At 64.8% G+C, this 14,804-nt stretch carries 15 protein-coding genes and 1 tRNA gene; 10 read left to right on the top strand and 6 right to left on the bottom strand.

Annotated features, from left to right (window positions below; translation table 11 throughout):
- A partial coding sequence (locus tag GGR43_RS18580) for a hypothetical protein (protein WP_223177516.1) occupies positions 1 to 472 on the bottom strand: 472 nt, incomplete at its 3' end.
- Between the two features lie 218 nt (positions 473 to 690).
- Here GGR43_RS18580 and GGR43_RS18575 point away from each other — a divergent pair.
- On the top strand, positions 691 to 1,794 hold the full coding sequence (locus tag GGR43_RS18575) for a DNA cytosine methyltransferase (protein WP_188073427.1): 1,104 nt from the start codon (positions 691 to 693) through the stop codon (positions 1,792 to 1,794).
- Positions 1,795 to 1,916: 122 nt separating this feature from the next.
- Here GGR43_RS18575 and GGR43_RS18570 read toward each other — a convergent pair.
- Positions 1,917 to 1,993: transfer RNA gene (locus GGR43_RS18570), tRNA-Pro, on the bottom strand.
- Positions 1,994 to 2,228: 235 nt separating this feature from the next.
- On the opposite strand from GGR43_RS18570, the gene yajC reads away from it, so the two are divergent.
- Genes yajC through secF form a run of 3 tightly spaced genes read left to right on the top strand, consistent with a single transcriptional unit; the run spans position 2,229 to position 5,180 of the window.
- Positions 2,229 to 2,579, top strand: a complete 351-nt coding sequence (gene yajC, locus GGR43_RS18565; protein WP_188073426.1) for a preprotein translocase subunit YajC — start codon at positions 2,229 to 2,231, stop codon at positions 2,577 to 2,579.
- Positions 2,580 to 2,583: 4 nt separating this feature from the next.
- The gene (secD, locus tag GGR43_RS18560) at positions 2,584 to 4,185 is read left to right on the top strand and encodes a protein translocase subunit SecD (protein ID WP_188073425.1); all 1,602 of its coding nucleotides are present in this window, start codon (positions 2,584 to 2,586) and stop codon (positions 4,183 to 4,185) included.
- A gap of 20 nt (positions 4,186 to 4,205) precedes the next feature.
- On the top strand, positions 4,206 to 5,180 hold the full coding sequence (gene secF, locus GGR43_RS18555) for a protein translocase subunit SecF (protein ID WP_188073424.1): 975 nt from the start codon (positions 4,206 to 4,208) through the stop codon (positions 5,178 to 5,180).
- A gap of 361 nt (positions 5,181 to 5,541) precedes the next feature.
- Here secF and GGR43_RS18550 read toward each other — a convergent pair whose 3' ends face one another.
- Both GGR43_RS18550 and GGR43_RS18545 read right to left on the bottom strand, forming a co-directional pair.
- Positions 5,542 to 6,717 (bottom strand): glycosyltransferase, encoded by a 1,176-nt coding sequence (locus tag GGR43_RS18550; RefSeq protein WP_188073423.1) that lies wholly within the window; start codon positions 6,715 to 6,717, stop codon positions 5,542 to 5,544.
- A 71-nt stretch (positions 6,718 to 6,788) separates the two neighbouring features.
- Positions 6,789 to 7,352 (bottom strand): helix-turn-helix domain-containing protein, encoded by a 564-nt coding sequence (locus tag GGR43_RS18545; protein ID WP_188073422.1) that lies wholly within the window; start codon positions 7,350 to 7,352, stop codon positions 6,789 to 6,791.
- A gap of 97 nt (positions 7,353 to 7,449) precedes the next feature.
- Between GGR43_RS18545 and GGR43_RS18540 the strand changes: the two genes are divergently transcribed.
- A complete protein-coding gene (locus GGR43_RS18540) occupies positions 7,450 to 7,962 on the top strand; it encodes a DUF6456 domain-containing protein (protein WP_188073421.1) in 513 nt (170 codons plus the stop codon).
- 83 nt (positions 7,963 to 8,045) lie between these two features.
- On the opposite strand, the gene GGR43_RS18535 is transcribed toward GGR43_RS18540, so the two are convergent.
- A complete protein-coding gene (locus GGR43_RS18535) occupies positions 8,046 to 9,839 on the bottom strand; it encodes an ABC-F family ATP-binding cassette domain-containing protein (RefSeq protein ID WP_188073420.1) in 1,794 nt (597 codons plus the stop codon).
- 103 nt (positions 9,840 to 9,942) lie between these two features.
- Between GGR43_RS18535 and GGR43_RS18530 the strand changes: the two genes are divergently transcribed.
- From GGR43_RS18530 to GGR43_RS18520, 3 genes are all read left to right on the top strand, one after another.
- Positions 9,943 to 10,293, top strand: a complete 351-nt coding sequence (locus GGR43_RS18530; RefSeq protein ID WP_425502249.1) for a hypothetical protein — start codon at positions 9,943 to 9,945, stop codon at positions 10,291 to 10,293.
- Positions 10,294 to 10,306: 13 nt separating this feature from the next.
- Positions 10,307 to 10,975 carry a response regulator transcription factor gene (locus tag GGR43_RS18525; RefSeq protein ID WP_188073418.1) on the top strand — a complete coding sequence of 223 codons (669 nt, stop codon included), beginning with the start codon at positions 10,307 to 10,309 and terminating at the stop codon, positions 10,973 to 10,975.
- 94 nt (positions 10,976 to 11,069) lie between these two features.
- Positions 11,070 to 12,383, top strand: coding sequence for a sensor histidine kinase (locus GGR43_RS18520; RefSeq protein ID WP_188073431.1), 1,314 nt, complete (start codon positions 11,070 to 11,072; stop codon positions 12,381 to 12,383).
- 213 nt (positions 12,384 to 12,596) lie between these two features.
- On the opposite strand, the gene GGR43_RS18515 is transcribed toward GGR43_RS18520, so the two are convergent.
- On the bottom strand, positions 12,597 to 12,884 hold the full coding sequence (locus GGR43_RS18515) for a chorismate mutase (protein WP_188073417.1): 288 nt from the start codon (positions 12,882 to 12,884) through the stop codon (positions 12,597 to 12,599).
- A gap of 101 nt (positions 12,885 to 12,985) precedes the next feature.
- On the opposite strand from GGR43_RS18515, the gene GGR43_RS18510 reads away from it, so the two are divergent.
- On the top strand, positions 12,986 to 13,999 hold the full coding sequence (locus tag GGR43_RS18510; protein ID WP_188073416.1) for a polyprenyl synthetase family protein: 1,014 nt from the start codon (positions 12,986 to 12,988) through the stop codon (positions 13,997 to 13,999).
- Positions 14,000 to 14,015: 16 nt separating this feature from the next.
- Positions 14,016 to 14,798 (top strand): TSUP family transporter, encoded by a 783-nt coding sequence (locus tag GGR43_RS18505; protein ID WP_188073430.1) that lies wholly within the window; start codon positions 14,016 to 14,018, stop codon positions 14,796 to 14,798.
- Positions 14,799 to 14,804: the final 6 nt, after the last annotated feature.

Raw genomic sequence — 14,804 nt, 5'->3', positions numbered from 1 at the left:
CGCAAGATCGCCGCTTAATATCAACCCCAGGACGAGGCCCGCACTCCGCTAATTTACGCCGCGAGTTGTGCCAAATGTTCTGACGACGGACAGAATGCACCAATTTGATATACTCTACTGCGGCCATGGCAGCGGATTCTGGGCGGCGACCCTTAGCCCAGGTTTCGTCGATGACTTGGGCGTTTTTCGCTACGTTCAGCGGGTCCGATTTACCGCATGGAACTCGGTTTTCTTGCAGCGCGTAGTAAATTCCCTTCTCGAACAATGTTCGAGGAGATGAAGCATAAAAATCGGTGGTAGGGTCATAGTTCGCATCGAGTTCTTTCCCTACGATTGCTGTGAGGACAATTCCTCTGAAGCCAGCAGCTTTTACCGGAATGAGTTTCTCAAGAATTGATCGCTCTTTACGAAAATCGCTTGCCTTGATAGCCGACCCGGCTTTTGCCGCTTTCAGCCAGTCGTTGACGAGCACTCGCGCTCTTCCATGCCGTGTGCTCGACTCAATCACAGATTTTCCCCTCGTATTCCTTGCTGACGAATCGGTCAGTGCAGTAAGGGTGCCATCATGATGAGGAATGACCGGATAATCCAGAATGGGCCTGCTAGTGACGGGTCAGAGTTGACAACCTCGTGCGGCCATGCTGTGTTCCCTTTATGTTCTAATTCGCCGCATACGGAGTTTGACCCGCGATGAAAGCTGTATCGCTGTTCTCAGGTGCTGGCGGCATGGACGTCGGTTTTCGACGCGCTGGTTTTGAAATCCTCTGGGCGAATGATTTCGATAAGGCCGCAGTTGAAACATACCGACGGAACATCGGCGACCATATCACGCTAGGGGACATCAACGGATACATCCCGGATTTGGCCGAGTTTACCGGCGTGGATTGCCTCTTTGGTGGCCCGCCCTGCCAAGGATTTTCGGTCGCCGGAAAAATGGCTCTCGATGACCCGCGAAGCCAACTGGTTAAATCGTTTCTGCGCGCTGTCGAGGTTGTGAAGCCGCGAGCTTTCGTAATGGAGAACGTGAAGGCGTTGGGCACGCTATCAAAATTCAAGCAGGTGCGAGACGAACTGCGAGCTTACGCTGATCGCCTTGGTTACGACACCGAGCTGGTGATCTTCAACGCCAAGAACTTCGGTGTGCCGCAAGCTCGCGAAAGGGTTTTCTTCGTGGGGTTCCGGGACGTCGCGCGGATTGATTTTGACCGCAGAGCCAAGCGGTTTTTCAAACCCGAGGTGACCACGTTACAGGCGATTAAGCACCTCGGGGGTGAGGGGACGGAGCGCAATCCAAAGACGTGCAATGCCGTGGTAACGATTGCTGAGCGCCCCGTTTTGCGGAAGAGTCCCTACGCTGGGATGATGTTCAACGGCCTTGGCCGTCCTCTGAACCCGAACGCGCCCTGTGCCACGCTCCCGGCTTCGATGGGAGGCAATAAGACGCCGATCATTGATGAACGGCAGTTCTACGGCGATGGAGAGAGTTGGGTCGAGACGTATCACGCACATCTGATGCGTGGCGGTGCGCCATATGGAATGAGAGATACGCCATCTTACATCCGCAGATTGACGCTAGAGGAAGCCCGCATCCTCCACACCTTTCCCGAGGGCTACGATTTCGCTGGTGGAAAGTCCGCAACATATCGGCAGATTGGAAATGCTGTGCCTTGTGACCTCGCGTTCGCAGTAGCACAGACTGCTATCGCGGTGTTGAACGGCGATCAAGTTCACGAGACCGCTACGCCGCAACTGGCGCTGGAACTTGCATCCGCAGGGCGTAGGAAAGCGGCGTGACGCATGACTCGTGACCGCGCGTTTCGCCAGCGCGGTCTTACGAGGTTCTTACGGGCCGCGCACATACGAAAACGGGCAGCCGTGGCTGCCCGTTTTAAGTGTCTGTATTCTCTGTAGTCCATTGGTCGGGACGAGAGGATTCGAACCTCCGACCCCCACACCCCCAGTGTGATGCGCTACCAGGCTGCGCTACGTCCCGACCGAGGCGGCGCGTTTAGGCCGAATGGCGCGAACATGCAAGCCCCGTTTGCGGGTCTTTCGTCGCAAAGATGCTTTTGGCCGGGATTCGCCCGTCCGGCCCGCGCGGTTCGTCTTGCCCGTTGCGCGGGCCATCCTATCTGTGGTAGCCGCGCCCGATCCGGGTGGGGAGTTGGTTTGCGCCAATTCCGCCATCCGTCCTGACTGCATCCCGGTTGATTGGAAAGCTATAGATCATGATTGTCTCGCTTGCCCTGGCACAGGCCACCCCCGCTGTTTCCGGCAGCGCCCCCGGAGGGGCCGCGGCGTTCATGGTCCAGGTTCTGCCGCTGGCCCTGATCTTCCTCGTCTTCTGGTTCCTCATCATCCGCCCGCAAAGCAAGCGGATGAAGGAGCACAAGGCGAAGATCGAGGCGGTGAAGCGCGGCGACCAGGTGGTGACCGGCGGCGGCCTGATCGGCAAGGTGACCAAGGTCGAGGAAGGCGTGGTCGAGGTCGAACTCGCGCCCGGCATGAAGGTCCGCGCGCTGAAATCGACGCTGACCGACATCGTCGACCCGCTCAGCGCCAAGCCGGCGAACGACTGACGCCATGCTCGATTTTCCCCGCTGGAAGATCTGGCTGATCGTCTCCTCGCTGGTCGTCGGCGTGCTGTTGTCGGTGCCGACCTTCTTCCCCGAGCGCATCTACAACCAGCTGCCGTCCTTCCTGCAGGCGAAGGTCAATCTCGGCCTCGACCTTTCGGGGGGCAGCCATATCCTGCTGGAGGCGAACCCCGCCGAGGTGGCGAAGCAGCGCCTCGAAAACATGGAGGAGCAGGTCCGCACCGAGCTGCGCCGGGGCGATCCGAAGATCGCCATCGGGGATATCTCGCGGCGGGACGGCAAGCTGGCCTTCATGGTGCGCGATCCCTCGCAGGTCGATGCCGCGGTGGAGCGCATCCGCCCGCTGACGCAGGGCGCGGGGCTGACCGGTCAGCGCGATTTCAACGTGGAGGTGGTCGACAGCAGCACGATCGTGCTGACTCCGACGCAGGCGGGCATCGACACTGCGGTCAATCAGGCGATGGATGTCGCCAAGGAAGTGATCGACCGCCGCATCAATGAAATGGGCACGCGCGAGCCGACGATCATCCGTCAGGGCTCGAATCGCATCGTCGTGCAGGTGCCGGGCCTTCAGGATCCGGCGGAGCTGAAGAACCTGCTCGGCCAGACGGCGAAGCTGGAATTCAAGCTGGTCGACATCAGCGCCAATCCGGCCGAAGTCGCCCAGGGCCGCGCGCCCGTGGGCAGCGAAATCCTGCCCTATCCCGACAATCCGTCCGGCGTGCCGGTGATCGCGGTCAAGCGGCAGGTGATGGTTTCCGGCGAGGAACTGATCGACGCGCAGCAGGGCTTCGACCAGCAGAACAACCAGCCGGTCGTCAACATCCGTTTCAACGGCGCGGGCGGGCGCAAATTCGGCCGCGTCACCAGCGAGAATGTGAACCGGCCCTTCGCGATCATCCTCGACGGCAAGGTGCTGTCGGCGCCCAATATCAATGAGCCGATCCTTGGCGGTTCGGCGCAGATTTCCGGCAATTTCACGGTCAAGACGGCCGACCAGCTGGCGATCGCGCTGCGCTCGGGCAAGCTGCCGGTCGCGCTGACGGTGGTGGAGGAGCGGACCGTCGGGCCCGACCTCGGCGCCGATTCGATCCGCAGCGGCATCATCGCCTCGGCCATCGCGACCGCCGCCGTGCTGACCTTCATGTTCCTCAGCTATGGGCGGTTCGGCCTCTATGCCAATCTGGCGGTGGTCATCAACATCTTCGTCATCCTCGGCGTGATGGCGCTGATGAACGCGACGCTGACCCTGCCCGGCATCGCGGGCTTCGTGCTGACCATCGGCACGGCGGTGGACGCGAACGTCCTCGTCAACGAGCGGATCAGGGAAGAGCGGCGGCGCGGCCGCAGCGTTCTCCAGTCCATCGAGTTCGGCTATAAGGAGGCGAGCCGCACCATCTTCGAGGCGAACGTGACGCACGCCATCGCCGGCGGCATCATGTTCATGCTGGGCTCCGGGCCGGTCAAGGGGTTCGCGGTGGTGCTGCTGATCGGTATCGCGACCTCGGTCTATACGGCGGTCGTCTTTACCCGAATGTTGGTCAGCCTGTGGGTGCGGCGGCATCGCCCGACCGAAATCCACATCTGATGCCCGGAAAGGAATAAGGCGTGCGCCTTCTCAAGCTGGTTCCCGACAACACCAATATCGGCTTCGTCGCGATGCGGAAATGGGCGTTCGCCCTGACCGCGCTGCTGACGCTGGCCGCGGTCGCCGCCGTCGGCGTGCGCGGCCTTCACATGGGCGTCGATTTCGTCGGCGGGCTGATGATCGAGGCGAGGTTCACCGAAAAGCCGTCGATGGACAAGCTGCGCGGGGATATCGATTCGCTGGGGGTCGGCAACGGCACGCTCCAGCAGTTCGGCGATCCCAACACCGTCTCCATCCGCCTGCCGCTGCCTGAAGAAGGGGGCGAGGGCGCCTCCAACGCGGTGGTCGCCAAGGTGAAGGCGGAGCTGACCAAATCCTACCCCGGCGTGATATTCACCCGCTACGACACGGTTTCGGGCAAGGTCTCGGGCGAGCTGGTGCAGAAGGGCGTGCTCGCCGTCATGCTGGCGGTGATCGGCATCGCGATCTTCAGCTGGTTCCGCTACGAATGGCAATTCGGCGTGTCGACCTTCGTCGCGATCATGCATGACGTGCTGATGACGCTGGGCTTTTTCGCGATCACCCAGCTGGAGTTCGACCTCAACATCATCGCGGCGGTGCTGACGATCGTCGGCTATTCGATCAACGACAAGATGGTGATCGACGACCGCATCCGCGAGAATATGCGCAAATATCGCAAGATGGACATGAAGGCGCTGATCGACCTGTCGGTCAACGAAACCCTGCCGCGCACCGTGATGACTTCGGTCACGGTAATGCTGGCGTTGGGCGCGCTGCTGATCTTCGGCGGCCATGTGCTGCGCGGCTTTACCGCAGCGATGATGCTGGGCATCGTCGTCGGCACCTATTCGTCTGTCTATGTGTCCTCCTCGCTGCTTATCTCGCTCGGCCTCACGCCCGAATCGGCGATGCGCAAGTCGAAGGTCGCGGATGTCGCCAAGGGGGCGGAGCGCATCGGCTCCAACGAGGGCTGAACGAAGGCGGGTGCCCGTTGGACAAGGAACAAACAGAAGGCCGGGCATCATGTTTGGCCTTTTTGCTTTGGCAGTGACGTCCTTTGCGGACGCGCCTGCCTGCTGATGACGGGTTTCGGTCATTTCCCGCCCTCCCTGTCACGTCATGCCAGCGCAGGCTGGCATCTCGTGATACGGCGCGCAGCATGGCCTGCGACCCCAGCGTTGACCTTCGGTCGCCCTCCGGGTCGCTGGGGTGACGGTAAAGGCGGAGGTCCGCTGACCACCCCACAACAGCCATCCGCAAGCGCTTTGCAAGCTCCATAACGGCCCTCTGCTTCTCGGACGAAGGGCCGCAGCGAAAGCCAGCCCAAGGGCTCTCTCAGCCGGACTTGCCGCTGATATCCCGCAAATGCTCCAGCAGCGCGTCGCCATTGGCGCTCCAGGTGAAACGCATCGCCGTCGCCCGGATCGCGTCGCGGTCGGGCTGGCGGGTGAGCATCTGGGACAGCGCCTCGGCAAAGGCGTCGCCAGTGCGTTCGACCAGCCGGCCCGCCTCCGGCTCCTTCAGCAATTCGCGCGCGCCGCCGACATCGGTGATCGCGACCGGCGTGCCGCAGGCCATCGCCTCCAGCCAGGCATTGGCCAGCCCCTCCGATGCGGAAGGCAGCGCCATCACATCGGCGGCATTGTAGAGGGCGGGGAGTTGCTCATGCGGCACCGCGTCCAGAAAGCCGACCCGCTCGCCGACCCCCAGCTCGTCCGCCAGCTGCTCATAGGCGGAGCGGCTCGGCCCATGCCCCGCCAGCAGCAGCGTGACGCCGGGCAGCTTCGCCAGCGCGCGGATGAGGATATCCTGCCCCTTGCGCGGGATGAGCGCGCCCACGGCCAGCAGCACGGGCCCGCGGACGCCGAACCGCGCCTTGGCGGCCTCCCTGTCCTGAGGGGAGAAGCGGTCGAGATCGACGCCGGTATAATGGACGCGGATCTTGCCCTCTTCCATCCCCAGCGCCACCATCGATCGTTTCATCGCCTCCGACACGGCGAGCAGGCCCGACGCGTCGAGGCCGGCCGCCAGAACCGCCTTGCGCGTCGCCGGGTTGCGGCCCCAATAATGGATATCCGCGCCGCGCGCCTTCACCGAATAGGGAATGCCGAGCTTCTTCGACAGGCGGCGGGCGACCGGCCCGTCGGGGTAGAAGAAGCTCGCGTCGATCACGTCGAACGGCTTTTCGGCATGCAGGCGGCGGACCAGCGGCAGGATCGCGCGGGTCATGTTCGCGACATGCAGCGCGCCGCCGATCTTCGGCAGCACCGGGAAGCGGGGGCGATAGACGGTCAGGTCGCGCCATTGCTCGCGAAAGGGCAGGTTGAGCAGCGGCGCATAATGCTTCGCGCGGGACAGCGGCCAGGGGGCGATGCCCAGCGGCGCGACGACCGTCACCTCCACCCCGTCCCGATGCGCCAGCTCCCGCGTCTGCCGTTCGACGAATATGCCGAAATTGGGCCGGGTCATGTCCGGAAACAGGGTCGAAAGGGTGAGTACGCGCAGGCTCATTCCCTCTCCCTTATCATGGAATGCTTAATTTTCGCATGACCATGGCGGCGTTTCGTCGGCAAGGTCCGGCATCACAGCGCACGGATGAGGCGGGTCGCGACCGCCGCCCAGGGCGGGTCGCTCAATATCTGCTGCCGCGCGCCGGGGGTCAGCGGCAATATCTGCACCCGGTCGCCGTCGCGCCCGATCAGCCGCCCGAACAGAAATCGGCCGCTGGGGCGGGGGAAGAGCACGTCGCGGTTGAGCGCGCTCGCGAAATCGGAGGGCGCGATGCGGGTGCACCAGACCTCGTCGCCCATGCGATAGTCGCCGATGCTGGAGGTGATGCGCAGCCCCACCATGTCGCCCTCGATCAGCGGCGCGACGAAATAGGAGGACCGGCCCGGCGCATAGGCCCCTTCCGCGCCCAGATAGGCGGCGACCTCGATCCTTTCCTTGCCCGGCAGGTCGACCAGATCGGCGGCGTTGACGCCCAGCGCCGCCGCGATGCGGTTGAGCCAGTTGACCGAGACGGTCCGGGTGCCGGTTTCAAGCCGCCCGATCGTCTGCGCGGTGGTCGGGGGATCGCACCGCTTCGCGACATCGTCGAGCGTCAGCCCCTTCGCGCGCCGGACCTCGCGGATGCGGGTTATCATTCCTTGCCCTCATTGTAACCTATATGGTTTTCTTCTTTCCTACAGCGCGACGGCAATGGCAAGGGGGTGCCCCCGAAAATACAGGAAAATGATGCACATGCACAAGGACGCTCAGCACAGCCTCGTTTCATCCCGGTCCGGCGCCGATGGCAAGGGCCGCTATGTCGTTCAGGAAATCGAGGATCCGGCGGGGGTGAAGCAGCGGTTGCAGATCCATATCGGGGAATCGCCGCTCTCCTGGCTGCGGGCGCGCGGAATCCTCTCGGACAGGCTGTACCGCGCCGGGGACCGGCTGCGGGAGGATTGGGAGCTGGCGGGCCTCGGCCCACGGGTGACGATGGCATGGGATGCGGTGCCCGGCGGCGGGCGGAACCGGCGCGCCGCTCCGGCGGGCGTCGATCCGCAGGGCTGGCGCCTTTCGGCGCGGCAGCGATTCGATGGTGCGCTGCGGCACAGCGGGCCGGGGCTGTCGGACATTTTGTGGCGCGTGGTCTGCGCGGGCGAGGGGCTGGGCGCGGCGGAAAAGGCGCTGGGCTGGCCGTCGCGCGCGGGCAAGCTGGTGCTGGGCTTCGCGCTGGAACGGGTGGCGGATTTCTACAAGATCGCCTGAAGGGGCGTCATGCATCGGTATCGATGGCGCGGTGCAAGCCTTCGGCGATCCCGGCCTGCGTCGGGATGACGGAAAATATCAGGCTATCCCTTCAGCGCCTCCGCCATTTCCGCAAGCTCCAGCCAGCGCTCCTCGGCCGCGTCCTTTTCCGCGCGCGCCTGCTCGATCGTCTTCATCAGCGCATCGAAGCGGGCAGGGTTCTTCGCATAGAGATCCGGGTCCGCCAGCGCGGCCTCGTCGCGGGCGATGGCGGCTTCCAGCTCCTCGATCCGTTTGGGCAGCAGCTCATAATCGCGCTGGTCCTTGTAGCTGAGCTTGGTCTGCTGCCGGGGTGGAGGCGGCGAGGCGGGTGTCGCCGATACCTTGGCGGCGGCAGGGCGGTTGACGCCCGCCCGCTGCGCGCGCTGCCGCTCCCAATCCTCATAGCCACCCGCGACCACGTCCACCGTGCCGGAACCGTCGAGGCCCAGGGTGATCGTCACCGTGCGGTCGAGGAAATCGCGGTCGTGGCTGACGATCAGCACCGTCCCGGCATAATCGGCGATCACCTCCTGCAACAGGTCCAGCGTTTCGAGGTCGAGGTCGTTGGTCGGCTCGTCCAGCACCAGCAGGTTGGATTCCCGCGCGAATTCGCGGGCGAGCAGCAGGCGCGAGCGCTCGCCGCCCGACAGCGTGCCGACCTTCGCGTCGACCAGCGACGGGTCGAACAGGAAGTCTTTCAGATAGCCCTGCACATGCTTCTTGACGCCGCGCACCTCGATCCAGTCGCCGCCCTCGGCCAGCACGTCGCGCACGCGCTTTTCCGGCGCCATCAGTCTGCGCTGCTGGTCGATGACGATGCCGTCGAGCGTCTTCGCGCGGGTGATCTTGCCCTCGTCCGGCTCGATCTCGCCGGTCAGCAGGCGCAGCAGCGTCGTCTTGCCCGCGCCGTTGCCGCCGACCACGCCGATGCGGTCGCCGCGCTGGATGCGCAGCGAGAAGTCGCGGATCACCGCCCGCTCACCGAAGCGCTTGGTCACATGCTCCGCGACGATCACACTCTTGGTCTTGCTGTCGTCATTGACGACGGCGAGCTTCGCCGTGCCCTGCGGCCCGATCATCGCCGCACGGGTGGCGCGCATCTCGTGCAGCTTGGCGAGCCGGCCCTGATTGCGTTTGCGCCGGGCAGTGACGCCGCGTTCAAGCCAATGCGCCTCGATCTTCAGCTTCGCGTCGAGCTTGTCGGCGGCGCGGGCTTCCTCGGCATAGATCTTCTCCATCCACGCCTCGAACCCGCCGAAGCCGATCTCGTTGCGGCGCAGGCTGCCCCGGTCCAGCCACAGCGTCTGGCGCGTCAACCGGGTGAGGAAGGTGCGGTCGTGGCTGATCGCTATGAACGCGCCGTTATAGCGCGCCAGCCAGCTTTCCAGCCAGTCGATCGCGGCGATATCCAGATGGTTGGTCGGCTCGTCGAGCAGCAGCAGGTCGGGGTCGCTGGCAAGGGCGCGGGCGATGGCGGCGCGGCGGCGTTCCCCGCCGCTCGCGGTCGCGGCCTCGCGCGAGAGGTCGATGCCGATCTGGTCGGCGATCGCCTCCACCTCATGCGCCACGGGGGCGTCGGCGCCGGAAAGCGCGAAATCCCGCAATGTGGCGAAGCCCTCGACCTTCGGGTCCTGCTCCAGCATCACGACCTTCGTGCCCGGCACGATGGAACGCTTGCCGCGATCGGCCTCTATCTCGCCGCCGATCAGGCGCAGCAGCGTGGTCTTGCCCGCGCCGTTGCGGCCGATCAGCGCCAGCCGGTCGCGCTCGCCGATATGGATGTCGAGATTCTGGAACAGCCAGCCAGCGCCCTGCTGAAGGCCGAGATTTTCGTAGGAGAGGATCGGTGCCGCCATGATGGGGATGCAGCTAGGGACTAATGGCAGGTCCGGCAAGCCTTTCCCGATCATGACGGGGCCATTCACCGCTTGTTCAATGGCGGCAAGCTATGCCATGAGCATGAAGATGATGACGCGTATTGCCCTGGCTGGTGCCATCGGCCTGTTGATGACGGGGGGCGTTGCCCTGTCGGATGCGTCCGCGCGCGATCGGAACCAGGACAGGCCGGACGGGCGTTCCGGCACCGGCGGCGAGCAGGATGCCGCCCGCCGCGCCATGCTGGACGGGCGGGTCATGCCCTTTTCCGTCATCAAGCGCCGCACCGAGCGGGAAATGGGCGACGCGACCTATCTCGGGTCCGAATTCCACAAGCAATCGAATCGCTACCGGCTGAAATATGTGCGCGATGGACGGGTCGTCTGGGTCGATGTCGATGGACGGACCGGCGATATAGCGGGCTGGGCGCATTAATTAGAGGGATATCATGCGACTGTTGATTGTCGAGGACGAACCCAATCTGGGCAAGCAGCTGAAGGCCACGCTGGAAGGGGCGGGCTATGCCGTCGATCTGGCGACCGATGGCGAGGATGGGCATTTTCTCGGCGCGACGGAAAGCTATGACGCGGTGGTACTCGACCTCGGCCTGCCGGAGGTGGACGGGCTGACGGTGCTCGACCGCTGGCGCAAGGACGGCAAGGCCTTCCCCGTGCTGGTGCTGACCGCGCGGGACAGCTGGTCGGACAAGGTGGCCGGGCTGGACGCGGGCGCCGACGATTATCTCGCCAAGCCGTTCCAGAGCGAGGAACTGATTGCCCGGCTGCGCGCGCTGATCCGCCGCGCATCGGGCAATGCGTCGAGCGAGTTGATCGCGGGCGACGTGCGGCTCGACACCCGGTCGGGCAAGGTCACGCTGAAGGGCGAGCCGGTGAAGCTGACCGCGCAGGAATATAAGCTGCTGTCCTATCTCCTCCACCACAAGGGCAAGGTGGTCAGCCGCACCGAATTGATCGAGCATATCTACGATCAGGATTTCGACCGCGATTCCAACACGATCGAGGTATTCGTGACGCGCATCCGCAAGAAGCTCGGTCCCGACGTGATCACGACGATCCGCGGCCTTGGCTATAGCCTCGAAGAGCCGGTGGCGTCATAATCCCTCCGTTGTGAGCGAGAGCGCCAGCCATCAAGTCGGCGGTCCTCCGGCCGGCCCGCCGCCGGTCCGTTCGACCGGGTCGATCAGCCGCCGGATGATCGGCGTGGCGGCGCTGTGGATCACCATATTGCTGCTGGGCGGCGGGCTGGCGCTCGACCGCGTGTTGCAGGATGCGATCACCCGCAATTTCGACGAGGGCATGGCCTATGTGCTGACGGCGATGATCGCCTCGGCCGAGATCGGTCCGGACGGCGAGGTGTTCTTCAACCGCCCGCTGGCCGACCAGCGCTTCCTCGAACCCAATAGCGGCCTCTATTACCAGATCAGCAGCGCCCATCATGAGGATTGGCGCTCCCGCTCGCTGTGGGACCGGGCGCTGAGGCTGGACGTGGAGCGGCCCGGCAGCGACCTGCGCGTCTACAACAGCGACCAGTTTCCCGACGAGAGCCTGCGCGTGATGGAGCGCAGCGTGGTGTTGCCCGGATCGGACGAGCGCTGGACCTTCGCCGTGGCGCAGGCGCGATCCGGGCTGGACGAGCAGATCAGGACGCTGCGGGTGACGCTGATCCGCAGCTTCCTGTTGCTGGGGCTGGGCCTGCTGATGCTGGTCATCATCCAGACGCTCTACGGGCTGCGTCCGTTGCGGGCGGTGCGGCGGGAGATCGTGCGCATGCGCACCGGCGACAAGAGCCGCGTCACCGAACCGATGCCCGCCGAGGTGCTGCCGATGGTGGAGGAGCTGAACGCGCTGCTTGCCCATAATGAGCGGCAGGCGGAGGAGGCGCGCGCCCATGCGGGCAACCTCGCCCATGCGCTCAAGACGCCGATGACGGTCATCATGAACGCGGCGACGGCCAATGCGCCCGACCTCAACGAAACGGTGATGCGCGAGGCGGTGACGATGCGGCGGCAGGTCGACCACCACCTCGCCCGCGCCCGCGCGGTCGGGCGGCGCGGCATGGCGCAGAGCAGGGCGAATGTCTGGGCGAGCCTTCAGGCGGTGGAACGCGCCGTCGCCCGCCTCTACCCGGAGGTGCGCATCGACATGGACGGCGACGAGAAGGCCGATGTGCGGGTGGAGCGGCAGGATCTGGACGAATTGCTCGGCAATCTGGTCGAAAACGCCGCCAAATATGGCGGCGGCAGCGTGTTCGCGACGGTCGGCGCCCACGCGGAGGAAGGCGTGGTGACGATCGACGTGGAGGATGACGGCGCGGGCATCCCTGTCGGCGAGCGGGATCGCATCTTCGATCGCGGCGCGCGACTCGACACCAGCAAGCCGGGGACGGGGCTGGGCCTCGCCATCGTGCGCGATGTTGCGGAAATCTACGGCGGATCGGTCGAACTGACCGAGAGCGAGGACATGGGCGGCCTGCTCGTCCGGCTGCGCCTGCCCGCTGCGAATTAGAAAGCGGTTATGTCCTTTGCGAACAGGTTCGGAGGGCGACCGCTTTGGCTTGATAGGTGACTTAGGAAAACCGTTCGGGCTGAGCTTGTCGAAGCCCTGTCCTTCTTTTTGCCCCAAGAGAAAGACAGCCGTTGGGCTCCGCCCGCCCTTCGGGTCGACAAGCTCAGGGCGAACGGGAGGAAACGTTGCCTAATCACCGCAGAACGCTATCCTTCAGCCCTCGCTGAACTGCTTGTGATGGTGGATCACCTCGTCGATGACGAAGCGCAGGAATTTTTCAGCGAACACCGGGTCGAGCTGTGCTGCGCTCGCCAGTTCGCGCAGGCGGGCGATCTGTCGCTCTTCCCGGTCGGGATCGGCGGGAGGCAGCGCATGCTCGGCCTTGAACCGGCCCACCGCCTGCGTGATCTTGAACCGTTCCGCCAGCATGTGAATCAGCGCGGCATCGATATTGTCGATGCTCTGTCGATAGCGTTTCAGCTGTTCGAGCGACTCGTCCAAGATAATGACCTCCGTTTCTGGCGGCTTTTTTGCCGCTCATTCCGGCGAACGCAAGCTATTCCGCTTGCCTTTGCCGTGGGGTGTCTTAAATCGGCCGCGTCATGACTGCTTCCACTCATCGCCTCGGCCGGGACACTTCCCCCTCGCTCGACCCCATGATCGCCCTCGTCGCGCAGGACATGGATTGCGTCAACGCGGTCATATTGGACAGGATGCAGTCGCGTATCCCGCTGATCCCAGAACTGGCCGGGCATCTGATCGCGGGCGGGGGCAAGCGGATGCGGCCGATGCTGACGCTGGCCTGCGCGCGCCTGCTGGATTATGCGGGCACCGGCCACCACAAGCTGGCCGCCGCCGTCGAATTCATCCACACCGCCACGCTGCTGCACGACGATGTCGTCGATCATTCGGGCATGCGGCGCGGGCGCAAGACGGCCAATATCATCTGGGGCAACAGCGCCAGCGTGCTGGTCGGCGATTTCCTGTTCAGCCGCTCGTTCGAGCTGATGGTGGAGGCAGGCTCGCTCAAGGCGCTGCAGATCCTCTCCCACGCCTCGGCGGTGATCGCGGAAGGGGAGGTGAACCAGCTCACCGCCCAGCGCCGCATCGATACCGACGAGAGCCAGTATCTGGAGATCATCGACGCCAAGACCGCGGCGCTCTTCGCCGCCGCCTGCCGCATCGCCGCCGTGGTGGCGGAGCGGGACGAGGCGGAGGAACTGGCGCTCGACAGCTACGGCCGCAATCTCGGCATCGCCTTCCAGCTGGTCGACGATGCGATCGACTATGCGTCCGACGGCGCGACCATGGGCAAGGATGTGGGCGACGATTTCCGCGACGGCAAGGTGACGCTGCCCGTCATCCTCGCCTATGCGCGCGGCGATGAGGAGGATCGCGCCTTCTGGAAGGCCGCGATCGCCGGGCATCGCACCTCGGATGAGGACCTCGCCCATGCGACCGCGCTGATGGAAAAGGCGGGCGCCATCGCCGACACGCTGGCCCGCGCGCGCCATTACGGACAGCTGGCGATCGAGGCGCTGGAGCCCTTTGACGGCCGGCCGGCCCGCGATGCGCTGGCGGAGGCCGTCGAGTTCGCGATTGCCCGCGCCTATTGACGGGCGTCCGGCGGCGATGGAACTGACGGCGGAGATACTCCTGTTTCTGGCCGGGGCGGGGTTCATCGCCGGGATCATCGATGCGATGGCGGGCGGCGGCGGCATGATAACCCTGCCCGCGCTGCTGGCCTCCGGCTTTCCGCCGCTGGCGGCAGTCGGCACCAACAAGCTGCAATCGACCATCGGCACCGGCGGCGCGGCCTATGCGTTCGCGCGGGGCGGGCATATGGACATGCGGCGATACTGGCCGCCGGTGGCCGCCGCCTTTGCCGGATCGGCGCTCGGCGCCATCGCCGTGCAGCGGGTCAGCCCGGCCTTCCTCGCCGCGCTCATCCCGATATTGCTGGTGGCGATCTCGCTCTATTTCCTGCTCTCGCCCCCGGCGAGCGAGGCGGACAGGCACAGCCGCCTTGGGATTTTCGGCCTCAGCCTGCTGATCGGGGCGGTGGGCTTTTACGACGGGTTTTTCGGGCCGGGCACCGGGACCTTCTACACGACGATCTTCCTGACGCTGGGCGGCCTCGGCCTGCTGCGCGCGACGGCGCAGACCAAGGCCGCCAATTTCGCCAGCAATGTGAGCGGGCTGGCGGTGATGATAGGGGGCGGCCATGTCGTCTGGATCGCCGGTCTGGTGATGGCGGCCGCGAACTTCATCGGCGCGCAGATCGGCTCCCACCTCGCCATGCGCTTCGGCGGGCGCCTGATCCGCCCGCTGCTGATCCTCATGTCGCTGGCGCTGACGGCCAAGATGGTGATGGACCCGAAAAATCCGATCCATCTCTATCTGTTCGGTGCATGATCGGGC

This window comes from Sphingobium jiangsuense (assembly GCF_014196495.1).
GTDB lineage: Bacteria > Pseudomonadota > Alphaproteobacteria > Sphingomonadales > Sphingomonadaceae > Sphingobium > Sphingobium jiangsuense.
Note: the sequence above shows the minus strand (reverse complement) of the source record. Positions and strands in the feature narration are given on the sequence as shown.